Annotated in this window: 20 protein-coding genes; 18 read left to right on the top strand and 2 right to left on the bottom strand. The window is 70.4% G+C overall.

All coding sequences use genetic code 11. The features are described 5' to 3' along the window. From pdxT to relA, 10 genes are all read left to right on the top strand, one after another. Positions 1–609 carry a pyridoxal 5'-phosphate synthase glutaminase subunit PdxT gene (gene pdxT / locus ADK41_RS37845; protein WP_030832478.1) on the top strand — a complete coding sequence of 203 codons (609 nt, stop codon included), beginning with the start codon at positions 1–3 and terminating at the stop codon, positions 607–609. Between the two features lie 48 nt (positions 610–657). Next, a complete protein-coding gene (locus ADK41_RS37840) occupies positions 658–1,410 on the top strand; it encodes a YebC/PmpR family DNA-binding transcriptional regulator (RefSeq protein ID WP_030832480.1) in 753 nt (250 codons plus the stop codon). Positions 1,411–1,518: 108 nt separating this feature from the next. Then, positions 1,519–2,076 (top strand): crossover junction endodeoxyribonuclease RuvC, encoded by a 558-nt coding sequence (gene ruvC / locus ADK41_RS37835; protein ID WP_030832483.1) that lies wholly within the window; start codon positions 1,519–1,521, stop codon positions 2,074–2,076. Continuing rightward, the gene (gene ruvA, locus ADK41_RS37830) at positions 2,073–2,678 is read left to right on the top strand and encodes a Holliday junction branch migration protein RuvA (RefSeq protein WP_030832486.1); all 606 of its coding nucleotides are present in this window, start codon (positions 2,073–2,075) and stop codon (positions 2,676–2,678) included. The genes ruvC and ruvA overlap by 4 nt, the downstream gene beginning before the upstream one ends. Before the next feature lie 40 nt (positions 2,679–2,718). Then, the gene (gene ruvB, locus ADK41_RS37825) at positions 2,719–3,789 is read left to right on the top strand and encodes a Holliday junction branch migration DNA helicase RuvB (RefSeq protein WP_030832488.1); all 1,071 of its coding nucleotides are present in this window, start codon (positions 2,719–2,721) and stop codon (positions 3,787–3,789) included. A gap of 165 nt (positions 3,790–3,954) precedes the next feature. Then, positions 3,955–4,455: a preprotein translocase subunit YajC gene (gene yajC / locus ADK41_RS37820; RefSeq protein ID WP_030832491.1), complete on the top strand. Its 501-nt coding sequence runs from the start codon at positions 3,955–3,957 to the stop codon at positions 4,453–4,455. A gap of 132 nt (positions 4,456–4,587) precedes the next feature. Further along, positions 4,588–6,360 carry a protein translocase subunit SecD gene (gene secD, locus ADK41_RS37815; RefSeq protein ID WP_030832494.1) on the top strand — a complete coding sequence of 591 codons (1,773 nt, stop codon included), beginning with the start codon at positions 4,588–4,590 and terminating at the stop codon, positions 6,358–6,360. A 3-nt stretch (positions 6,361–6,363) separates the two neighbouring features. After that, the gene (gene secF, locus ADK41_RS37810) at positions 6,364–7,482 is read left to right on the top strand and encodes a protein translocase subunit SecF (protein ID WP_030832497.1); all 1,119 of its coding nucleotides are present in this window, start codon (positions 6,364–6,366) and stop codon (positions 7,480–7,482) included. Continuing rightward, positions 7,479–8,018: an adenine phosphoribosyltransferase gene (locus ADK41_RS37805; protein WP_030832500.1), complete on the top strand. Its 540-nt coding sequence runs from the start codon at positions 7,479–7,481 to the stop codon at positions 8,016–8,018. Before secF ends, ADK41_RS37805 begins: the two co-directional genes overlap by 4 nt. A gap of 193 nt (positions 8,019–8,211) precedes the next feature. After that, positions 8,212–10,731, top strand: a complete 2,520-nt coding sequence (gene relA / locus ADK41_RS37800) for a GTP pyrophosphokinase (protein WP_030832502.1) — start codon at positions 8,212–8,214, stop codon at positions 10,729–10,731. Positions 10,732–10,807: 76 nt separating this feature from the next. Here the strand turns inward: relA and ADK41_RS37795 are convergent, their stop codons facing one another. Beyond that, complete coding sequence (locus ADK41_RS37795; RefSeq protein ID WP_030832504.1) at positions 10,808–12,037, bottom strand: DUF349 domain-containing protein; 1,230 nt, start codon at positions 12,035–12,037, stop codon at positions 10,808–10,810. Positions 12,038–12,175: 138 nt separating this feature from the next. Further along, positions 12,176–12,997 carry a peptidylprolyl isomerase gene (locus tag ADK41_RS37790; RefSeq protein WP_030832505.1) on the bottom strand — a complete coding sequence of 274 codons (822 nt, stop codon included), beginning with the start codon at positions 12,995–12,997 and terminating at the stop codon, positions 12,176–12,178. 183 nt (positions 12,998–13,180) lie between these two features. Between ADK41_RS37790 and ADK41_RS37785 the strand changes: the two genes are divergently transcribed. The 8 genes from ADK41_RS37785 (at position 13,181) to alaS (ending at position 22,220) form a co-directional block, all read left to right on the top strand. After that, positions 13,181–13,897, top strand: a complete 717-nt coding sequence (locus ADK41_RS37785) for an MBL fold metallo-hydrolase (protein WP_030832506.1) — start codon at positions 13,181–13,183, stop codon at positions 13,895–13,897. 12 nt (positions 13,898–13,909) lie between these two features. Continuing rightward, entirely contained in the window at positions 13,910–15,172 is a 1,263-nt protein-coding gene (gene hisS / locus ADK41_RS37780; RefSeq protein WP_030832507.1) for a histidine--tRNA ligase, read from the top strand. A 360-nt stretch (positions 15,173–15,532) separates the two neighbouring features. Further along, a complete protein-coding gene (locus ADK41_RS37775) occupies positions 15,533–16,201 on the top strand; it encodes a vitamin K epoxide reductase family protein (protein WP_030832508.1) in 669 nt (222 codons plus the stop codon). 43 nt (positions 16,202–16,244) lie between these two features. Continuing rightward, complete coding sequence (locus ADK41_RS37770; protein ID WP_030832509.1) at positions 16,245–17,600, top strand: replication-associated recombination protein A; 1,356 nt, start codon at positions 16,245–16,247, stop codon at positions 17,598–17,600. Between the two features lie 305 nt (positions 17,601–17,905). Further along, entirely contained in the window at positions 17,906–18,520 is a 615-nt protein-coding gene (gene rpsD / locus ADK41_RS37765; protein WP_030832510.1) for a 30S ribosomal protein S4, read from the top strand. 190 nt (positions 18,521–18,710) lie between these two features. Beyond that, complete coding sequence (locus ADK41_RS37760) at positions 18,711–19,163, top strand: DUF948 domain-containing protein (protein ID WP_106979542.1); 453 nt, start codon at positions 18,711–18,713, stop codon at positions 19,161–19,163. Positions 19,164–19,170: 7 nt separating this feature from the next. Then, the gene (locus ADK41_RS37755) at positions 19,171–19,551 is read left to right on the top strand and encodes a hypothetical protein (RefSeq protein WP_030832514.1); all 381 of its coding nucleotides are present in this window, start codon (positions 19,171–19,173) and stop codon (positions 19,549–19,551) included. Further along, complete coding sequence (gene alaS, locus ADK41_RS37750; RefSeq protein ID WP_030832516.1) at positions 19,551–22,220, top strand: alanine--tRNA ligase; 2,670 nt, start codon at positions 19,551–19,553, stop codon at positions 22,218–22,220. Before ADK41_RS37755 ends, alaS begins: the two co-directional genes overlap by 1 nt. Positions 22,221–22,242 lie beyond the last annotated feature (22 nt).

Genomic DNA, 22,242 nt, shown 5'->3' with positions numbered 1-22,242 from the left:
GTGAGCGACGCACCTGTCATAGGCGTCCTGGCCCTCCAGGGCGACGTACGGGAGCACCTCACCGCCCTGGCCGCGGCCGGCGCCGCGGCCGGGCCGGTCAGGCGGCCCGAGGAACTCGCCGAGGTCGACGGCCTGGTCGTCCCGGGCGGGGAGTCCACCACGATCTCCAAACTGGCCGTGCTCTTCGGCCTGATGGAGCCGCTGCGCGCACGCGTCCGCGACGGCATGCCCGTCTACGGCACCTGCGCGGGCATGATCATGCTGGCCGACAAGATCCTCGACCCGCGCTCGGGCCAGGAGACCGTCGGCGGCATCGACATGATCGTGCGCCGCAACGCCTTCGGACGGCAGAACGAGTCCTTCGAGGCCGCGGTCGACGTCAAGGGCGTCGAGGGCGGTCCCGTGGAGGGCGTCTTCATCCGCGCCCCCTGGGTGGAGTCCGTCGGCGCCGGGGCCGAGGTGCTCGCCGAGCACGGCGGCCACCTCGTCGCCGTCCGTCAGGGCAACGCGCTGGCCACGTCGTTCCACCCGGAACTGACCGGCGATCACCGTGTGCACGGCCTCTTCGTCGACATGGTGCGCGCGTGCCGGGCGGCCGAGTCCTTGTAGGATTCCTGCGTTCGTTGCAGAGATGGGTTACGCGAAGGAGACAGGCAGATGTCCGGCCACTCTAAATGGGCCACGACGAAGCACAAGAAGGCCGTGATCGATGCCAAGCGCGGCAAGCTCTTCGCGAAGCTGATCAAGAACATCGAGGTCGCCGCGCGTATGGGCGGTGTCGATCTGGAGGGCAACCCCACGCTCTACGACGCCGTCCAGAAGGCCAAGAAGCAGTCGGTGCCGAACAAGAACATCGACTCCGCCATCAAGCGCGGTGGCGGTCTCGAGGCCGGTGGCGCCGACTACGAGACGATCATGTACGAGGGTTACGGTCCGAACGGTGTCGCGGTGCTCATCGAGTGCCTCACCGACAACCGCAACCGCGCCGCCTCGGACGTGCGCGTCGCCATGACCCGCAACGGCGGCTCCATGGCCGACCCGGGCTCGGTGTCGTACCTGTTCAACCGCAAGGGCGTGGTGATCGTCCCCAAGGGCGAGCTGACCGAGGACGACGTCCTCGCCGCCGTCCTGGACGCGGGCGCGGAGGAGGTCAACGACCTCGGCGAGAACTTCGAGGTGCTCAGCGAGGCCAGCGACATGGTCGCCGTGCGCACCGCCCTGCAGGACGCCGGGATCGACTACGACTCCGCCGAGGCCAACTTCGTCCCGACCATGCAGGTCGAGCTGGACGAGGAGGGCGCCAAGAAGATCTTCAAGCTCATCGACGCGCTGGAGGACAGCGACGACGTGCAGAACGTCTTCGCCAACTTCGACGTGAGCGACGAGATCATGGAGAAGGTCGACGCGTAACGCGTCCACTGCCCAGCGGGCCGGCGGGACACTTCCGTCGGCCCGTCGCTTTGTCAGTGGCACCCGATAGCCTGCACAAACAGGTGATCGAGGGAAAAGGGGCGGCGCGTGCGCGTACTGGGGGTGGACCCGGGGCTGACCCGGTGCGGTGTCGGCGTCGTCGAGGGCGTCGCGGGCGGACCGCTCACCATGCGCGGCGTGGGAGTCGTCCGCACACCGGCGGACGCCGACCTCGGCCACCGCCTCGTCGCCGTCGAGCAGGGCCTCGAACAGTGGCTGGACGAGTACCGGCCCGAGTACGTCGCCGTGGAGCGCGTCTTCAGCCAGCACAACGTGCGCACGGTGATGGGTACCGCCCAGGCCAGTGCCGTCGCCATCCTGTGCGCCTCCCGCCGTGGCATCCCCGTCGCCCTGCACACGCCCAGTGAGGTCAAGGCCGCCGTCACCGGCTCGGGCCGCGCGGACAAGGCCCAGGTCGGCGCCATGGTCACCCGCCTGCTGCGGCTGGACGCGCCGCCGAAGCCCGCGGACGCCGCCGACGCCCTCGCGCTCGCCATCTGCCACATCTGGCGCGCCCCCGCGCAGAACCGGCTCCAGCAGGCCGTCGCCCGGCACACCTCGAAAGCCTCCCGCGCCCCACACCCGTCGAAAGGCCGTACGGCATGATCGCCTTCGTCAGCGGCACGGTCGCCGCCCTCGCTCCCGACACCGCGGTGGTCGAGGTCGGCGGGGTCGGCATGGCCGTCCAGTGCACGCCGAACACGCTCTCCACGCTCCGCGTCGGACAGCCCGCGAAACTCGCCACCTCCCTCGTCGTCCGCGAGGACTCGCTGACCCTGTACGGCTTCGCCGACGACGACGAGCGCCAGGTCTTCGTGCTGCTCCAGACCGCCAGCGGCGTCGGCCCCCGGCTGGCCCAGGCGATGCTCGCCGTGCACACCCCCGACGCCCTGCGCAGAGCCGTCTCCACCGGGGACGAGAAGGCGCTGACCGCCGTTCCCGGCATCGGCAAGAAGGGCGCCCAGAAGCTGCTCCTGGAGCTGAAGGACCGCCTCGGCGAGCCGCTCGGCGCCCCCGCCGTCGGCGCACCGGTCACCAGCGGCTGGCGCGACCAGCTGCACGCCGCCCTGATCGGCCTCGGGTACGCGACCCGCGAGGCCGACGAGGCCGTGTCCGCCGTGGCGCCCCAGGCGGAGGCCGCCGGGGGCGCCCCGCAGGTGGGGCAGCTGCTGAAGGCGGCCCTGCAGACGCTGAACCGCGCCCGATAGCCCCGCCCCCGGTCCGTACGAAGAGCTGAGGCACACGCACATGAACTGGGACGACACCACCGACACCCCCGCCGAGGAGCGGCTCGTCGGTGCGTCCGCCGACCGCGAGGACCAAGCCGTCGAGGCCGCCCTGCGCCCCAAGGACCTGGGCGAGTTCATCGGCCAGGAGAAGGTCCGCGAGCAGCTCGACCTCGTGCTGCGCGCCGCACGCGCGCGCGGGGCCACCGCCGACCACGTGCTGCTCTCCGGAGCCCCCGGCCTCGGCAAGACCACCCTCTCGATGATCATCGCCGCCGAGATGGAAGCCCCCATCCGCATCACCTCGGGACCCGCCATCCAGCACGCCGGCGACCTCGCGGCGATCCTCTCCTCCCTCCAGGAGGGCGAGGTCCTCTTCCTCGACGAGATCCACCGCATGTCCCGGCCCGCCGAGGAGATGCTCTACATGGCGATGGAGGACTTCCGCGTCGACGTGATCGTCGGCAAGGGCCCCGGCGCCACCGCCATCCCCCTCGAACTGCCGCCCTTCACCCTGGTCGGCGCCACCACCCGCGCCGGCCTGCTGCCGCCCCCGCTGCGCGACCGCTTCGGCTTCACCGCGCACATGGAGTTCTACGAGCCGGCCGAGCTGGAGCGGGTCGTCCACCGCTCGGCGAGCCTCCTCGACGTGGAGATCGACCCGCAGGGCGCCGCGGAGATCGCCGGCCGGTCCCGCGGCACGCCCCGCATCGCCAACCGCCTCCTGCGCCGCGTCCGGGACTACGCGCAGGTCAAGGCCGACGGGTTGATCACCCAGGACATCGCCGCGGCGGCCCTCGCCGTCTACGAGGTCGATCCCCGGGGCCTCGACCGGCTGGACCGGGCCGTCCTCACGGCCCTGCTCAAGCTGTTCGGCGGCGGACCGGTCGGCCTTTCCACGCTGTCCGTCGCGGTCGGGGAGGAACGTGAGACCGTGGAAGAGGTGGCCGAACCCTTCCTCGTACGGGAGGGGCTGCTCGCCCGCACCCCGCGCGGGAGGGTGGCCACCCCGGCGGCATGGGCGCATCTCGGCCTCACGCCGCCCCGCTCACAGGCCTCCGCAAACGGACAAGGGGACCTGTTCGGGGCGTGACGGCGAGGAGGTTGGCCCAGGCAGGAACCCCGGTGCGATGCTGAGCGTTGTTCCCTGCGCGCGGACTCGCTTAGACTCCGCCGATGCCACCCTTGCCGGCGGCAGTACATACCCCCAACCATCAGGCCGTTCACCATCGCGGTCGTGTGAAGGAAGTTCCGACCCGTGAGTCTCGTGACCCTCCTCCCGTTCATTGTGCTCATCGGGGCCATGTTCCTGATGACCCGGTCGGCCAAGAAGAAGCAGCAGCAGGCCGTCGACATGCGGAACCAGATGCAGCCCGGTTCCGGCGTCCGCACCATCGGGGGCATGTACGCCACGGTCAAGGAGGTCAGTGAGGACACGGTCCTCCTCGACGCCGGCCCGGGTGTGGAGCTGCTGTTCGCCAAGAACTCGATCGGCGCCGTGCTGACCGACGAGGAGTACAACCGCATCGTCCACGGCATCGAGCACGACCTGAAGTCCGACGCCGACGTCGTCCCCGACGACGCCTCCTCCCTCACCGAGACCGACGACTCCTCCGACGCTGCCGCCGCCTCCGACGACACGCCCGTCGACCTCGGCAAGAAGGACGCGGCCGGCGAGCCGGCCGACGCCGACACCGCCGGCGAGGCGAAGGCGGACGCGCAGTCGAAGAAGTCCGACGGCGACTCCGACGCGAAGTAGTCGTGTTCCGGGGCGCGCGGGTGCTGCCCGCGCGCCCCGGGGCATGCCCGACCCGCACGGAGTCCCGACACCATGTCATGGCCGCCCGCTCCTCGACCCGGAGCGGGGCGGCCCGAGAGGGAGTACGAGAAGGTGGCAGCACTCAAAAAGGGACAGAACGCGAGCGCCACAAGCAAACCGTGGCGCTCGCTGGCTCTGATCCTGATCGCCATCGTGGCGCTCACCGGCGGCATGTTCGCATCCGGGCACACCACTCCGCGTCTCGGCATCGACCTGGCCGGTGGTACGAGCATCACGCTGGCGGCGGTCCCCGAGGCCGGCCAGGAGTCCGCGATCAACAAGACCAACATGGACACCGCGGTCTCCATCATGGAGCGGCGTGTCAACGGTCTGGGCGTCTCCGAGGCCGAGGTCCAGACGCAGGGCACCCGCAACATCATCGTGAACATTCCCAAGGGCACGAACTCCAAGCAGGCCCGGGAACAGGTCGGCACCACCGCCAAGCTCTACTTCCGCCCCGTCATCGCCACCGAACTCGCCGGTGGCGGCGCCGCTCCCACGCCCAGCGCGACCGGCGACGGCTCGGAGCAGGACTCCGGCAAGGACAAGGCGACCGACAAGGCCACGGAGAAGGCGACCGACGGTTCCTCCCCGTCGGCGAGCGCCACCACCCAGGGCCGTGCCGTCACCGACGCCCTGAAGGCCGACGAGACGCCGTCCGCCGCCCCGAGCGGCACGGCCGAGGACGGGGCGAGCCCCTCCGCGTCCGCGACCGGCGGCACCTCCGGCGACGCCGACGGCAAGCTCCAGGCGCAGTACGCCGCGCTCGACTGCACCAAGGAGAGCGTCCGCGCCAAGGCCGGTGACGGTTCCAAGTCCAGCGACTCGACCGTCGCCTGCGGCCAGAACTCCCAGGGCCAGTGGCAGAAGTACATCCTCGGCCCCGCCGCGGTCGACGGCACGGACGTCGACGAGGCCAAGGCCGTCCTGAACACCCAGACCGGTGCCGGCTGGGTCGTCACGATGGACTTCACGGACAAGGGCGCCAAGAAGTTCGCCGACGTCACCGGCCGGCTCGCCCAGAACCAGTCCCCGCAGAACCAGTTCGCCATCGTCCTGGACAACGAGGTCGTCTCCGACCCGTACGTCAGCCAGGCCCTGACCGGCGGCAACGCCGAGATCTCCGGCAACTTCAACCAGCAGTCGGCGCAGGAACTGGCCAACATGCTGTCCTACGGCGCCCTGCCGCTGACCTTCCGCGAGGACAGCGTCACCACCGTCACCGCCGCGCTCGGCGGTGAACAGCTGAAGGCCGGTCTGATCGCCGGTGCCATCGGTCTCGCCCTGGTCGTCCTCTACCTGCTGTTCTACTACCGCGGCCTGTCCTTCATCGCGATCCTGTCGCTGCTGGTGTCCGCCGCCCTCACCTACGTGATCATGTCGCTGCTCGGCCCGACCATCGGCTTCGCGCTGAACCTGCCGGCCGTGTGCGGCGCCATCGTCGCGATCGGCATCACGGCGGACTCGTTCATCGTGTTCTTCGAACGGGTCCGGGACGAGATCCGCGAGGGCCGCACCCTGCGTCCCTCCGTGGAGCGGGCCTGGCCGCGCGCCCGGCGCACCATCCTGGTCTCCGACTTCGTGTCGTTCCTCGCCGCCGCGGTGCTCTTCGTCGTCACCGTCGGCAAGGTCCAGGGCTTCGCGTTCACGCTCGGCCTGACCACCGTGCTCGACGTCGTGGTGGTGTTCCTCTTCACCAAGCCGCTGCTCACGCTGATGGCCCGCCGGAAGTTCTTCGCGAGCGGCCACAAGTGGTCCGGTCTCGACCCGAAGGCACTGGGCGCGAAGCCGCCCCTGCGCCGTACCCGCCGTCCCTCCGCCCCTGCCCAGACGAAGGAGGCGTGAGAGATGTCGAAGCTCGGCACCCTCGGCGCCCGACTGCACCACGGCGAGGTCGGCTACGACTTCGTCAAGAACCGCAAGATCTGGTACGGCATCTCCATCCTGATCACCATCACGGCCATCCTCGGCCTGGCGGTGCGCGGCCTGCACATGGGCATCGAGTTCCAGGGCGGAGCGGTCTTCACCACTCCGAAGAACATGAGCGTCTCGGTCGCCCAGGCCGAGGGGTACGCGGAGGACGCCTCCGGTCACGACGCGATCGTCCAGCAGCTCGGCGACGGCAGCATGCGCATCCAGGTCGCGGGCATCGACACCGGCGCGTCGGACAAGATCAAGGACACGCTCGCCGAGGACCTCAAGCTCGACAGTGAGCAGATCAACGCCGAACTGGTCGGTCCCAGCTGGGGTGAGCAGATCGCCAACAAGGCCTGGCAGGGCCTCGGCATCTTCATGTTCCTGGTCGTGATCTACCTGGCGATCGCCTTCGAGTGGCGCATGGCGCTCGCCGCGTTCGTCGCCCTGATCCACGACATCACCATCACCGTCGGCATCTACGCCCTCGTCGGCTTCGAGGTCACGCCGGGCACGGTGATCGGTCTGCTGACCATCCTCGGTTACTCGCTGTACGACACGGTCGTCGTCTTCGACAGCCTCAAGGAACAGACCAAGGACATCACCAAGCAGACCCGCTGGACGTACAGCGAGATCGCCAACCGTTCCATCAACAGCACCCTGGTCCGTTCCGTCAACACCACGGTGGTCGCGCTGCTGCCGGTGGCGGGCCTGCTGTTCATCGGCGGCGGCGTCCTCGGCGCCGGCATGCTGAACGACATCTCGCTGTCGCTGTTCGTCGGCCTCGCCGCCGGCGCGTACTCCTCGATCTTCATCGCCACCCCGCTCGTCGCCGACCTCAAGGAGCGCGAGCCGGCGATGAAGTCGCTGAAGAAGCGGGTCCTGGCCAAGCGCGCCCAGGGTACGGCCACGGGGGAGACGCGGGAGACCCCGGTCACCGGCGAGGACCACGGCGACGAGTCCGAGGACGCCGCACCCGCGGTCGTCGGCCCGCGCGACCAGTCGGCGACCCGTGCCCGCGGCCGGGGCCGTCCTTCCGGGAAGCGCCGATGACCGGGATCAGAGAGCTGCTGCTCAGCCGCATCCGGGACGTGGCGGACTACCCGGAGCCGGGCGTGATGTTCAAGGACATCACCCCGCTCCTGGCGGACCCCGCGGCGTTCGCGGCACTCAGCGACGTCCTGGCCGACATCGCCCGTGCCACCGGCGCCACCAAGGTCGTCGGCCTGGAGGCCCGCGGGTTCATCCTCGGCGCCCCGGTCGCCGTCCGCGCGGGTCTCGGCTTCATCCCCGTGCGCAAGGCGGGCAAGCTCCCCGGAGCCACCCTCAGCCAGGCCTACGACCTGGAGTACGGCTCCGCCGAGATCGAGGTGCACGCGGAGGACCTGACCACCGCCGACCGCGTTCTGGTGGTCGACGACGTCCTCGCCACCGGCGGCACCGCCGAGGCGTCGGTCCAGCTCATCCGCAGGGCGGGCGCCGAGGTCGCGGGCCTGGCCGTACTGATGGAGCTCGGCTTCCTCGGCGGCCGTGCCCGGCTGGAACCGGCCCTGGCCGGCGCCCCGCTGGAGGCGCTGCTCACGGTCTGACCAGCGGCGACGCACGCGAATCGCACACGGGGAACACCGCTCGGGCGGGCCCGGAGGAATCCGGCGCCCGCCTCGGGCGTTCCAGGAGTAGACCGTCCTCACATCCGCCCGCAGGCGATCCGCGGGCACGGGATGGCTACCATGGGGTTTCCGGAGCCTGACCGGGGACCCGGATCGCGCACGAGGAGCCCTCTTGCCAGACGAGGCCCAGCACCTGACCGCCGCCAAGCCCGAGTCCGCCTCGGCGGCCACGGCCAAGCCCGCGCCGAGCGCGCCCCACGCGAAGAACGACACGCGTGGGCCGGTCCAGCACGCCCAGTCCGCGTCGGCCGACAAGCCCGAGCAGCCGCGCCCCAAGCCGTCCCCTCCCGAGCGCTCCGCGCCCCCGGCCCGCCCCAACACCGGCCAGCCGCGCTCCGGCTCCTCCAACCGCGTCCGCGCCCGCCTCGCCCGGCTCGGCGTGCAGCGCGCGAACCCGTACAACCCGGTCCTCGAGCCGCTGCTGCGGATCGTCCGCAGCAACGACCCCAAGATCGAGAACGCCACGCTCCGCCAGATCGAGCGCGCCTACCAGGTCGCCGAACGCTGGCACCGCGGCCAGAAGCGCAAGAGCGGCGACCCGTACATCACGCACCCGCTCGCCGTCACCACCATCCTCGCCGAGCTGGGCATGGACCCGGCCACGCTGATGGCCGGCCTGCTGCACGACACCGTCGAGGACACCGAGTACGGTCTGGAGGACCTGCGCCGCGACTTCGGCGACGTGGTCACCCTGCTCGTCGACGGCGTCACCAAGCTGGACAAGGTCAAGTTCGGCGAGGCCGCGCAGGCCGAGACCGTGCGCAAGATGGTCGTCGCCATGGCCAAGGACCCGCGCGTCCTGGTCATCAAGCTCGCCGACCGCCTGCACAACATGCGCACCATGCGCTACCTCAAGCGCGAGAAGCAGGAGAAGAAGGCGCGCGAGACCCTGGAGATCTACGCGCCGCTCGCCCACCGCCTGGGCATGAACACCATCAAGTGGGAGCTGGAGGACCTCGCCTTCGCGATCCTCTACCCCAAGATGTACGACGAGATCGTCCGCCTGGTCGCCGAGCGCGCGCCCAAGCGCGACGAGTACCTGGCCATCGTCACCGACGAGGTGCAGCAGGACCTGCGCGCCGCCCGCATCAAGGCCACCGTCACCGGCCGCCCCAAGCACTACTACAGCGTCTACCAGAAGATGATCGTCCGCGGCCGCGACTTCGCGGAGATCTACGACCTGGTGGGCATCCGCGTCCTCGTGGACACCGTCCGCGACTGCTACGCGGCCCTCGGCACGGTGCACGCGCGATGGAACCCGGTCCCCGGCCGGTTCAAGGACTACATCGCGATGCCCAAGTTCAACATGTACCAGTCGCTGCACACGACGGTCATCGGCCCCGGCGGCAAGCCCGTCGAACTGCAGATCCGCACCTTCGACATGCACCGCCGCGCCGAGTACGGCATCGCCGCGCACTGGAAGTACAAGCAGGAGGCCGTCGCCGGCGCCTCCAAGATCCGCACCGACGCCCCCAGGTCCTCCGGCAAGGACAAGGACGCCATCAACGACATGGCGTGGCTGCGGCAGCTCCTGGACTGGCAGAAGGAGACCGAGGACCCCGGCGAGTTCCTGGAGTCGCTCCGCTTCGACCTGTCCCGCAACGAGGTCTTCGTCTTCACCCCCAAGGGCGACGTCATAGCGCTGCCCGCCGGCGCCACCCCCGTGGACTTCGCGTACGCGGTCCACACCGAGGTCGGCCACCGCACCATAGGGGCACGGGTCAACGGCCGCCTCGTACCGCTGGAGTCGACCCTCGACAACGGCGACCTGGTGGAGGTCTTCACCTCCAAGGCGGCCGGCGCCGGCCCTTCTCGCGACTGGCTCGGCTTCGTGAAGTCGCCGCGCGCCCGCAACAAGATCCGCGCCTGGTTCTCCAAGGAGCGCCGCGACGAGGCCATCGAGCAGGGCAAGGACTCCATCGTCCGCGCGATGCGCAAGCAGAACCTGCCGATCCAGCGCATCCTCACCGGCGACTCGCTGGTCACGCTGGCGCACGAGATGCGCTACTCGGACATCTCCGCGCTGTACGCGGCGATCGGCGAGGGCCATGTCTCCGCGCAGAACATCGTGCAGAAGCTCGTCCAGGCCCTCGGCGGCGAGGAGGCAGCCACCGAGGAGATCGACGAGTCGGTCCCGCCGGCCCGCAGTCGCAAACGCCGTTCCAGCGCCGACCCCGGTGTCGTCGTCAAGGGCGTCGAGGACGTCTGGGTGAAGCTGGCCCGCTGCTGTACGCCGGTGCCCGGCGACCCGATCATCGGATTCGTGACCCGGGGCAGCGGAGTGTCGGTGCACCGCAGCGACTGCGTCAACGTCGACTCGCTGTCCCGGGAGCCCGAGCGGATCCTCGACGTCGAGTGGGCGCCCACCCAGTCCTCGGTCTTCCTGGTCGCCATCCAGGTCGAGGCCCTCGACCGGTCCCGCCTGCTGTCGGACGTCACGCGCGTGCTGTCCGACCAGCACGTCAACATCCTCTCCGCGGCCGTCCAGACCTCCCGCGACCGTGTGGCCACCTCCCGTTTCACCTTCGAGATGGGCGACCCGAAGCACCTCGGCCACGTCCTGAAGGCCGTACGGGGCGTGGAGGGCGTCTACGACGTCTACCGGGTCACCTCGGCCCGCAACCGCACGTAGCGGACGACGGTCGCACGAAGGAGGGGCTCCCGTACCTCGGGTACGGGAGCCCCTCCTTCGTGCGCCGTGCGAGAGGTCAGCCGCCGAACTCCTGCAGACCCTTCAGCGCCTGGTCCAGCAGGGCCTGGCGGCCCTCCAGCTCCCGCTCGAGCTTCTCCGCCCTGGCGGTGTTGCCCTGCGCGCGGGCCTGCTCGATCTGGCCCTTCAGCTTGTCCACGGCGGCCTGGAGCTGACCGGTCAGACCCGCGGCACGCGCGCGTGCCTCCGGGTTCGTCCGGCGCCACTCGGCCTCCTCGGCCTCCTGCAGGGCCCGCTCCACGGTGTGCATCCGGCCCTCGACCTTCGGGCGGGCGTCCCGCGGCACGTGGCCGATGGCCTCCCAGCGCTCGTTGATCCCGCGGAACGCGGCCCGCGCGGCCTTCAGATCCGTGATCGGCAGGAGCTTCTCGGCCTCCTCGGCCAGCTCCTCCTTGAGCTTGAGGTTCTCGGTCTGCTCCGCGTCCCGCTCGGCGAAGACCGAGCTGCGGGCGGCGAAGAAGACGTCCTGGGCGCCGCGGAAGCGGTTCCACAGATCGTCCTCGTGCTCGCGCTGGGCGCGGCCCGCGGCCTTCCACTCCGTCATCAGCTCGCGGTAGCGGGCGGCCGTCAACCCCCAGTCCGTCGAGTTCGACAGCGACTCGGCCTCCGCGACCAGCCGCTCCTTGGCCTGACGGGCCTCCTCGCGCTGCGCGTCCAGCTGCGCGAAGTGCTGCTTGCGCCGCTTGGAGAACGCCGACCGCGCGTGCGAGAACCGGTGCCACAGTTCGTCGTCCGACTTGCGGTCCAGCCGCGGCAGGCCCTTCCAGGTGTCCACCAGGGACCGCAGCCGCTCACCGGCGGCCCGCCACTGGTCGGACTGCGCCAGCTCCTCCGCCTCGGCGACCAGCGCCTCCTTGGCGTGACGCGCCTCGTCGGACTGCTTGGCCCGCTGTGCCTTGCGCTCCTCGCGGCGCGCCTCCACCAGCTCCACGAGCTTGTCCAGCCGGGCCCTGAGGGCGTCCAGGTCGCCGACCGCGTGGTGGGCGTCCACCTGCTCGCGCAGGTGCCCGATCGCGGTCTGGGCGTCCTTGGACGACAGGTCGGTGGTCTTCACTCGCTTCTCGAGGAGGCCGATCTCGACAACCAGGCCCTCGTACTTGCGCTCGAAGTAGGCCAGCGCCTCCTCGGGGGAGCCGGCCTGCCAGGAGCCGACGACCTGCTCGCCGTCGGCCGTACGCACGTACACGGTCCCCGTCTCGTCGACGCGGCCCCACGGGTCGCTGCTCACAGCGCCTCCTCCACATGATGCCGTCGAGGGGGCCTCGAAGCTCCCCCGGGCATCGTCCACAGTTTCGTCACGGCCAACATAGGCGACCGACGGGATGCCTGTCCGCATCCCGCGCGACCGAAATTTCGCAGTTGGGGGTCAGGATGTGGTGACGGTCGCCTTGTCGATCACGACCGTCGCGTTGGGCGCCCCGTCACCCGCTCCGGTGCTCTCGCCGGCGTCGGCGATCTTCTTCAGCACCTTCATGCCGGCGTCCGAGACGGTGCCGAACGGGGTGTAGCTGGGCGGAAGCTGGCTGTCCTGGTAGACCAGGAAGAACTGGCTGCCGCCACTGTCCTTCTGCCCGGTGTTGGCCATCGCGACCGTGCCCGCCGGGTAGATGTTGTCCTTCAGGCTTTCGTCCTTCAGGTTCTCGTCCGGGATCGTGTAGCCGGGACCGCCGGTGCCGGTGCCCGTCGGGTCGCCGCACTGCAGCACGTAGATGCCGTTCGTGGTGAGCCGGTGGCACTTGCTGTGGTCGAAGTAGCCCTTCTTCGCCAGGAAGTCGAACGAGTTGACCGTGTGCGGGGCCGCCGACGCCTTCAGCGCCACGTCGATCCCGCCGCAGGTCGTGTCCAGCTTCAGGGTGTACTTCGCCGACTTGTCGATGGCGACCGCCGGCTCCTTCTCCCAGGTCTTCGACTTGACCTTGCCCTCGGCGGGCTTGTCGCACGGGTCCGGAGCCTTGCCGGTCGGTGCGGCGCTCGGCGTCACCTCCGCGTTCGCGTTGGTCTTGTCGTCGTCCCGCTCGAACGCCCCGGTCGTGTACAGCGCGCCGCCGCCCACGAGGACCACACCGAGCACGGACGCGATCACCGAGTTGCGCACCCGCGACTTCCGCCGCGCCTCGGTGCGCCGCTGCTGCTGCCGCAAGAACTTCTCCCGGGCGAGCTGACGCCGCCGCTGTTCCTGGCTGACCACCGGATTCTCTCCTCATGCGTCTCGTGTGCCGGCCGGTACGCGTGCGTGCGTGCGGTGAGCCGACCGCCTGCGTGTGCCCCGTACCGTATATGGGTTCGCTGAGGAATCGGCAGCGCCGGTAGGCTCTGACCACGGGCGCAGCCCCGTCGCAAGCCTCCCGTACCGACACAACGAAGGACGATCGTGCTCATTGCCGGGTTCCCCGCCGGGGCCTGGGGGACGAACTGTTATCTCGTCGCCCCCGCCGCCGGTGAGGAGTGCGTGATCATCGACCCCGGCCACCAGGCCGCCGACGGCGTCGCGGAGGCGGTCCGCAAGCACCGGCTCAAGCCCGTCGCCGTCGTCCTCACCCACGGCCACATCGACCACGTCGCCTCGGTCGTCCCCGTGTGCGGGGCGCACGACGTGCCGGCCTGGATCCACCCCGAGGACCGCTACATGATGAGCGACCCCGAGAAGGGGATCGGCCGCGCCATCGGCATGCCGCTGATGGGCGAGCTGACGGTGGGGGAGCCGGACGACGTCAAGGAGCTCACCGACGGCTCCCGGCTGGCGCTGGCGGGTCTGGAGTTCTCCGTCGCGCACGCGCCGGGCCATACCAAGGGGTCGGTGACCTTCGGCCTGCCCGAGGCGGCGGACGTCCCGCCGGTCATGTTCTCGGGCGACCTGCTGTTCGCCGGCTCCATCGGACGCACCGACCTGCCCGGCGGTGACATGGCCGAGATGCTCGACTCGCTGGCCCGCGTGTGCCTGCCGCTCGACGACTCGACCGTGGTGCTGTCCGGCCACGGCCCCCAGACGACCATCGGCCAGGAGCGCGCCACCAACCCCTACCTGCGGCAGGTGGCGGCGGACCGCCAAGGACGCGGCGCCGCCGAGGCTCCCCGACGAGGAATGTGACGAGAGACTTCCGTGAGCACCTTCAAGGCCCCCAAGGGCACGTACGACCTGATCCCGCCGGACAGCGCCAAGTACCTCGCCGTCCGCGAGGCCATCGCGGCCCCGCTGCGGGGCTCCGGCTACGGCTACATCGAGACGCCCGGCTTCGAGAACGTCGAACTGTTCGCGCGCGGTGTCGGTGAGTCCACCGACATCGTGACCAAGGAGATGTACGCCTTCGAGACCAAGGGCGGCGACCGGCTCGCCCTGCGCCCCGAGGGCACCGCCTCCGTGCTGCGCGCCGCCCTGGAGGCCAACCTGCACAAGGCGGGCAACCTCCCGGTCAAGCTCTGGTACTCGGGCTCCTACTACCGCTACGAGCGCCCCCAGAAGGGCCGTTACCGCCACTTCTCCCAGGTCGGAGCCGAGGCGATCGGCGCGGAGGACCCGGCGCTCGACGCCGAGCTGATCATCCTCGCCGACCAGGCGTACCGCTCGCTGGGCCTGCGCGACTTCCGCATCCTGCTCAACAGCCTCGGCGACCAGGAGTGCCGCCCGGTGTACCGGGCCGCGCTGCAGGACTTCCTGCGCGGCCTCGACCTGGACGAGGACACGCTGCGCCGCGCGGAGATCAACCCGCTGCGCGTCCTGGACGACAAGCGGGAGGCGGTGCAGAAGCAGCTGACAGGTGCGCCGCTGCTGCGCGACTACCTCTGCGACGCCTGCAAGGCCTACCACGAGGAGGTCCGCGAGCTGATCACGGCGGCGGGCGTTTCCTTCGAGGACGACCCCAAGCTGGTGCGCGGCCTGGACTACTACACGCGTACCACCTTCGAGTTCGTCCACGACGGTCTCGGCTCCCAGTCCGCGGTGGGTGGCGGCGGCCGCTACGACGGCCTGTCCGAGATGATCGGCGGCCCCGCGCTGCCGTCCGTCGGCTGGGCCCTGGGCGTCGACCGCACCGTGCTGGCCCTGGAGGCGGAGGGCGTCGAGCTCGAACTCCCCCCCACCGCCAGCGTGTTCGCCGTCCCGCTCGGCGAGGAGGCCCGTCGGGTGCTGTTCGCCAAGGTCACCGAGCTGCGCAAGAACGGCGTGGCCGCGGACTTCTCCTACGGCGGCAAGGGCCTCAAGGCCGCGATGAAGGCCGCCAACCGCTCAGGCGCCCGCTACGCCCTGGTCCTGGGCGAACGCGACCTCGCCGAGGGCGTGGTGCAACTCAAGGACATGGAGTCCGGCGAGCAGTCGGCGGTCGGTGTGAACGAGATCGTGGCCGAGCTGGAGTCGCGACTCGCGTAACGGGGCGGGCCGGACGGCTCCAGCCGTCCGGCCCGCCGAGACCCCGCCTCGGCGGGGAGCACGCTCCGCCGCGGTTCGCGTTGTCCACCGCGCCCGGACCACCCCCGCGCCGGCGGGGAACCGGGGGCGGAGCGTCCGGTACGACGAGCGTCGGGAGCCCTTGTCACCGGTTTCCGGCGCCTGCCCCCATGCGGTATCGCTCGCCTGTGCCACTGGGGTACAGACATCGGCCGAAACTGCACGCTCACGGGCGAACGCCGGTACGCACTTATGTCCGCACAACGGCGAACCCGCGGCCCCGTACGGCACAATGGCCCTGCCCGAAGCAGGTCCACACTCCCCAGTGACGGAATCGGCGTGATGAGCAAGACGACAGTCAGGGACGTCGACATGGAGCCCGAGCCCTCGGCCGCACCGCGGCCTCCCGCCTCCGTGCCGCGCACGGAGGGCGCCGGCCGGGCCTTCGCCCTGCTCCTGGTGATCACCGGAGCCGCCGGCGTGCTCGCTGCGTGGGTGATCACCCTCGACAAGTTCAAGCTGCTCGAGGCCAAGGTCAAGGGCGAGACGTTCGTCCCCGGGTGCAGCCTCAACCCCGTCGTCTCCTGCGGCAGCGTCATGGAGAGCGACCAGGCCTCCGTCTTCGGCTTCCCCAACCCGATGCTCGGCCTCGTCACCTACGGCATCGTCGTCTGCGTCGGCATGAGCCTGCTCGCCCGGGCCCGCTTCCCGCGCTGGTACTGGCTCACCTTCAACGCCGGCACGCTCTTCGGCACCGTCTTCTGCGCCTGGCTGATGTTCCAGTCCCTGTACCGGATCAACGCCCTGTGCCTGTGGTGCTGCCTGGCCTGGGTCGCCACGATCATCATGTTCTGGTACGTGACGTCGTTCAACGTCCGCCAGGGCTTCCTGCCCGCCCCGGGCTGGCTGAAGGGCTTCTTCGGCGAGTTCACCTGGGTCATGCCGGTCCTGCACATCGGCATCATCGGCATGCTGATCCTGACCCGCTGGTGGGAGTTCTGGACCAGCTGACCGCCCGCCCCGGGCTGTCGGCGCGGTGCTTTAGGGTTTCAGCGTGGAGCCCGACCTGTTCACCGCCGCAGCAGAAGAACGCCAGGAGAAGGACCCGACCGGCAGCCCTCTGGCGGTCCGGATGCGCCCGCGCACCCTCGACGAGGTGGTGGGCCAGCAGCACCTGCTGAAGCCGGGCTCCCCCCTGCGCAGACTGGTCGGCGAAAGCGCCTCGGGCCCCGCGGGACCCTCCTCGGTCATCCTCTGGGGCCCGCCCGGCACCGGCAAGACGACCCTGGCCTACGTCGTCTCCAAGGCCACCAACAAGCGCTTCGTCGAGCTGTCGGCGATCACCGCGGGCGTCAAGGAGGTCCGTGCGGTCATCGACGGCGCCCGCCGCGCCTCCGGCGGGTACGGCCAGGAGACCGTCCTCTTCCTCGACGAGATCCACCGCTTCAGCAAGGCCCAGCAGGACTCCCTGCTCCCGGCCGTGGAGAACCGCTGGGTCACCCTGATCGCCGCGACCACCGAGAACCCCTACTTCTCGGTCATCTCCCCGCTGCTCTCCCGGTCCCTGCTGCTCACCCTCGAACCGCTCACCGACGACGACATCAGGGACCTGCTGAAGCGCGCCCTCACCGACGAACGGGGCCTGAGGAGCGCCGTCACGCTCCCCGAGGACACCGAGGACCACCTGCTGCGCATCGCCGGCGGCGACGCCCGCCGCGCGCTGACCGCCCTGGAGGCCGCCGCCGGGGCCGCGCTGGACAAGGGCGAGGCGGCGATCACCCTGGCCACGCTGGAGGAGACGGTCGACCGGGCCGCGGTGAAGTACGACCGCGTCGGCGACCAGCACTACGACGTCGCCAGTGCCCTGATCAAGTCCATCCGCGGCTCCGACGTGGACGCCGCCCTGCACTACCTGGCCCGCATGATCGAGGCCGGCGAGGACCCCCGCTTCATCGCCCGCCGCCTGATGATCTCCGCCAGCGAGGACATCGGCCTCGCCGACCCGAACGCGCTGCCGATCGCCGTCGCCGCCGCCCAGGCCGTCGCCATGATCGGCTTCCCCGAGGCCGCCCTCACCCTCAGCCACGCCACCATCGCCCTCGCCCTCGCGCCCAAGTCCAACGCCGCCACCACGGCGATCGGCGCCGCCCTGGACGACGTGCGCAAGGGACTGGCCGGGCCGGTGCCGTCCCACCTGCGGGACGGCCACTACAAGGGCGCGACGAAGCTGGGGCACGGGAAGGGCTACACCTACCCGCACGACCTGCCCGAGGGCATCGCCGCGCAGCAGTACGCGCCGGACGCCCTGAAGGAGCGCACGTACTACGAACCCACCCGGCACGGCGCGGAGGCGCGGTACGCGGACGCGGTGGAGTGGACCAGGAAGCACCTCGGTCGGAAGCGGTCCTGACCACCCTGTAGACTCTTCCGGAGTGCTGAGTCCCGTGTCCGGCTCCGGTCGGCGCCTCAGGCGGGACACCCAGCCGGATCCTTCGATCCAGGAGCGTCGCGCACCGTCGTAGGTGTCGCGGGCAGCCCACCACCCCCCCCCGTAAGTCCCGGGACCGGTCGGTGGGCCGTTCGTGTGCTGCACGTATGTGCCCAGTCCAGGGGAGCGGCTGCCCATCAAGTCTCTCGCGGGCCTGAGGGGAATTCCCCGGCTGCGGATGCGACCTCCCGTAACCCTGAGGCAGCCGAAAAGGAAAAGGAAGAGAAGTGGCGAACCAGTCCCGCCCCAAGGTCAAGAAGTCGCGTGCCCTCGGCATCGCGCTGACCCCGAAGGCCGTCAAGTACTTCGAGGCCCGCCCCTACCCGCCGGGCGAGCACGGCCGTGGCCGCAAGCAGAACTCGGACTACAAGGTCCGTCTGCTGGAGAAGCAGCGTCTGCGCGCGCAGTACGACCTCTCCGAGCGTCAGCTCGTCCGCGCCTACGAGCGTGCCTCCAAGGTGCAGGGCAAGACCGGTGAGGCCCTGATCATCGAGCTCGAGCGCCGTCTCGACGCGCTGGTCCTGCGTTCGGGCATCGCCCGCACGATCTACCAGGCCCGCCAGATGGTCGTCCACGGTCACATCCAGGTCAACGGCAAGAAGGTCGACAAGCCCTCCTTCCGTGTCCGCCCGGACGACGTCGTGCAGGTCCGCGACCGCAGCAAGGAGAAGACCCTCTTCACGATCGCCCGTGAAGGCGGCTTCGCCCCCGACGGTGAGACCCCGCGCTACCTCCAGGTGAACCTCAAGTCCCTGGCGTTCCGCCTGGACCGTGAGCCGAACCGCAAGGAGATCCCGGTGATCTGCGACGAGCAGCTCGTCGTCGAGTACTACGCCCGCTGACCCCGGCAGGCACGCGGTATCCCGAGCCCGCCGTCTCCCCGCCCCTCCGGGCGGGCGAGGCGGCGGGCTCGTCGTCGCTTCCCGCGGCTCCACCGGTGGCGGACGGTAATCCGGTACGGAGTCCCGCCACCGGCGCGATAGGCTCGACCCCACGACTTTCTCGATGTTCAGGCGCGTTTCAAGGGAGCGGGTGCACACAGTGTCCGGTGGCGAGGTGGCCGGAATCCTGGTGGCCGTGTTCTGGGCGATCCTGGTCTCCTTCCTCGCCGTCGCGCTGGCGAGGCTGGCCCAGACGCTCCGGGCGACCACCAGGCTCGTGGCGGACGTGACCGACCAGGCCGTCCCCCTGCTGGCGGACGCCTCGGCGGCGGTGCGTTCCGCGCAGACCCAGATCGAACGGGTCGACGCGATCGCCTCCGACGTCCAGGAGGTCACCTCCAACGCCTCCGCGCTGTCGACCACCGTGGCCTCCACCTTCGGCGGCCCCCTGGTGAAGGTCGCCGCCTTCGGCTACGGCGTGCGCCGGGCCGTCAGCGGCCGCAAGGACGACGCCCCGGCCGAGAGGCCGAGGCGCGACGTGATCGTGGGCCGCACCGTCCCGGGCGCGCGGCGTGACAAGCGGACCCGGGGAAAGAGGGACTGACCCAGCGATGTTCCGCCGAACGTTCTGGTTCACCAGCGGCGTCGCCGCCGGAGTGTGGGCCACCACCAAGGTCAACCGCAAGATCAAGCAGCTGACGCCCGAGCACCTCGCCGTCACCGCGGCGAACAAGGCGATCGAGGCCGGCGGTCGGCTCAAGGACCGCGCGGTCGACTTCGCGCTCGAGGTCCGCGACCACATGGCCCGGCGCGAGGCCGAACTGGGTGACGCGCTCGGGCTCAACGCCCCCGTCGACCGCGAGCTCCCCGCGCCCCGCGGCTACGCCGTCATCGAGAACCGCAACAGCCCCAAGTACGTCGAGGGCCCGGCGCGGAAGCCGACGCACCAGACGTACCCGACGTACCCGTACAACCGGAATGAGGACCACTGATGGAGTCGGCCGAGATCCGCCGCCGCTGGCTGAGCTTCTTCGAGGAGCGCGGGCACACCGTCGTCCCGTCGGCGTCGCTCATCGCGGACGACCCGACTCTGCTGCTCGTCCCGGCCGGCATGGTGCCCTTCAAGCCCTACTTCCTGGGCGAGGTCAAGCCGCCCTTCGACCGCGCCACCAGCGTGCAGAAGTGCGTGCGCACCCCCGACATCGAAGAGGTCGGCAAGACCACCCGCCACGGCACGTTCTTCCAGATGTGCGGCAACTTCTCCTTCGGCGACTACTTCAAGGAAGGCGCCGTCAAGCTCGCCTGGGAGCTGCTCACCAGCCCTCAGGACAAGGGCGGTTACGGCCTCGACCCCGAGCGCCTGTGGATCACCGTCTACCAGGACGACGACGAGGCCGAGCGGATCTGGCACGAGGTCGTCGGCGTGCCCAAGGAGCGCATCCAGCGCCTGGGCAAGAAGGACAACTTCTGGGACATGGGCGTCCCCGGCCCCTGCGGTCCCTGCTCCGAGATCAACTACGACCGCGGCCCCGAGTTCGGCGCCGAGGGCGGCCCCGCCGTCAACGACGAGCGGTACGTGGAGATCTGGAACCTCGTCTTCATGCAGTACGAGCGGGGCGAGGGTCCGGGCAAGGACTACCCGATCCTCGGTGACCTGCCGAGCCAGAACATCGACACGGGCCTCGGCCTCGAGCGGCTCGCCATGATTCTGCAGGGCGTGCAGAACATGTACGAGATCGACACCTCCATGGCCGTCATCGACAAGGCCACCGAGCTGACCGGCGTGGCCTACGGCGACGCCCACGCCTCCGACGTCTCGCTCCGCGTGGTCACCGACCACATGCGCACCTCCGTGATGCTCATCGGCGACGGCGTCACCCCCGGCAACGAGGGCCGCGGCTACGTGCTGCGCCGCATCATGCGCCGCGCCATCCGCAACATGCGCCTGCTCGGCGCCACCGGTCCGGTCGTCAAGGACCTGGTCGACGTCGTCATCGGCATGATGGGCCAGCAGTACCCCGAGCTGATCACCGACCGCGAGCGCATCGAGAAGGTCGCCCTCGCCGAGGAGAACGCCTTCCTCAAGACGCTGAAGGCCGGCACCAACATCCTCGACACCGCCGTCAGCGACACCAAGGCCTCCGGCGGCACCGTCCTCGCCGGCGACAAGGCCTTCCTGCTCCACGACACCTGGGGCTTCCCGATCGACCTCACCCTGGAGATGGCCGCCGAGCAGGGGCTCTCCGTGGACGAGGACGGCTTCCGCCGCCTGATGAAGGAGCAGCGGGAGCGCGCCAAGGCCGACGCCCAGGCCAAGAAGACCGGCCACGCCGGCGCCGGCGCCTACCGGGAGATCGCCGACCAGGCCGGCGCCACCGACTTCGTCGGCTACACCGACACCGAGAGCGAGTCCACGATCGTCGGCATCCTCGTCGACGGCGCCTCCTCCCCGGCCGCCACCGAGGGCGACGAGGTCGAGATCGTCCTCGACCGCACCCCGTTCTACGCCGAGGGCGGCGGCCAGATCGGCGACACCGGCCGCATCAAGGTCGACACCGGTGCCGTCATCGAGATCCGCGACTGCCAGAAGCCGGTCCCGGGCGTGTACGTCCACAAGGGCGTCGTCCAGGTCGGCGAGGTCACCGTCGGCGCCAAGGCCCAGGCCTCCATCGACGGCCGCCGCCGTACCGCCATCGCCCGCGCCCACTCGGCCACCCACCTCACCCACCAGGCGCTGCGCGACGCCCTCGGCCCCACGGCCGCCCAGGCCGGTTCCGAGAACCAGCCCGGCCGCTTCCGCTTCGACTTCGGCTCCCCGTCCGCCGTACCGACGGCCGTGATGACCGACGTCGAGCAGAAGATCAACGAGGTGCTCGCCCGCGACCTCGACGTGCGCGCCGACGTCATGGGCATCGACGAGGCCAAGAAGCAGGGGGCCATCGCCGAGTTCGGCGAGAAGTACGGCGAGCGCGTGCGCGTCGTGACCATCGGAGACTTCTCCAAGGAACTGTGCGGCGGCACCCACGTGCACAACACCGCCCAGCTGGGCCTGGTGAAGCTGCTCGGCGAGTCGTCCATCGGCTCCGGCGTGCGCCGTATCGAGGCCCTGGTCGGCGTGGACGCCTACAACTTCCTCGCCCGTGAGCACACGGTCGTCGCCCAGCTCCAGGAACTGATCAAGGGCCGCCCGGAGGAGCTCCCGGAGAAGGTCTCCGCCATGCTCGGCAAGCTCAAGGACGCCGAGAAGGAGATCGAGAAGTTCCGCGCCGAGAAGGTGCTCCAGGCCGCCGCCGGTCTCGCCGAGTCAGCCAAGGACGTCCGCGGCATCGCCGTCGTCACCGGCCAGGTCCCCGACGGCACCACGCCGGACGACCTGCGCAAGCTGGTCCTCGACGTGCGGGGCCGCATCCAGGGCGGCCGGGCCGTAGTCGTCGCCCTGTTCACCGTGAACAACGGCAAGCCGCTGACGGTCATCGCCACCAACGACGCCGCCCGCGAGCGCGGCCTCAAGGCCGGTGAACTGGTTCGCACGGCCGCCAAGACCCTCGGCGGCGGCGGTGGCGGCAAGCCGGACGTCGCCCAGGGCGGCGGCCAGAACCCGGCCGCCATCGGCGAGGCCGTCGACGCCGTCGAGCGGCTCGTGGCGGACACCGCCAAGTGAACGACCCGGTGAACGAGCAGGC

The sequence above is a fragment of the Streptomyces caelestis genome (assembly GCF_001279005.1).
GTDB classification, from domain to species: domain Bacteria; phylum Actinomycetota; class Actinomycetes; order Streptomycetales; family Streptomycetaceae; genus Streptomyces; species Streptomyces heliomycini.
The sequence above is the reverse complement of the archived record's forward strand: the minus strand, read 5'-3'. Positions and strand labels throughout refer to the sequence as shown.

Coding starts and splice junctions, on each gene's coding strand:
- ADK41_RS37840 (WP_030832480.1), top strand. CDS start 658: ATGTCCGGCCACTCTAAATGGGCCACGACGAAGCACAAGAAGGCCGTG.
- ruvA (WP_030832486.1), top strand. CDS start 2,073: ATGATCGCCTTCGTCAGCGGCACGGTCGCCGCCCTCGCTCCCGACACC.
- ruvB (WP_030832488.1), top strand. CDS start 2,719: ATGAACTGGGACGACACCACCGACACCCCCGCCGAGGAGCGGCTCGTC.
- secF (WP_030832497.1), top strand. CDS start 6,364: ATGTCGAAGCTCGGCACCCTCGGCGCCCGACTGCACCACGGCGAGGTC.
- ADK41_RS37805 (WP_030832500.1), top strand. CDS start 7,479: ATGACCGGGATCAGAGAGCTGCTGCTCAGCCGCATCCGGGACGTGGCG.
- ADK41_RS37775 (WP_030832508.1), top strand. CDS start 15,533: ATGAGCAAGACGACAGTCAGGGACGTCGACATGGAGCCCGAGCCCTCG.
- ADK41_RS37755 (WP_030832514.1), top strand. CDS start 19,171: ATGTTCCGCCGAACGTTCTGGTTCACCAGCGGCGTCGCCGCCGGAGTG.
- alaS (WP_030832516.1), top strand. CDS start 19,551: ATGGAGTCGGCCGAGATCCGCCGCCGCTGGCTGAGCTTCTTCGAGGAG.